The 266-nt window shown below is 57.9% G+C and carries 1 protein-coding gene; it reads left to right on the top strand.

The features are described 5' to 3' along the window. Positions 1-266, top strand: a 266-nt coding sequence (locus KVT38_RS33770) for a TetR/AcrR family transcriptional regulator (RefSeq protein ID WP_217598084.1), incomplete at both ends; no start/stop codon positions are given.

Below are 266 nucleotides of genomic sequence, written 5' to 3' on the forward strand. Positions count from 1 at the left end.
CGGACGTTCGAATCGCCTACCGTCGCCGAGATTTGCGAGCGGGCGATGGTTCACCGGTCGACGTTTTACAAGCATTTCGAGGACAAGTACCATCTCCTGTGCGCGGGCTTCGAGGAATTGTACAAGGAGCTGGCGGCGATGGATTTCGAAGAAAGAATGCGGCGTCCGATGCAGCTGCTCGAGCAGCTCGGTCATCAGCGGCAGTTCCGCACCTTGATGAAGTCCGGGCAGGAAACCGCGTCCATTAAGAGCCTTATGCAGCGCGA

Source organism: Cohnella sp. GbtcB17, assembly GCF_019091135.1.
In the GTDB taxonomy this organism is placed as follows: Bacteria; Bacillota; Bacilli; order Paenibacillales; family Paenibacillaceae; genus Cohnella.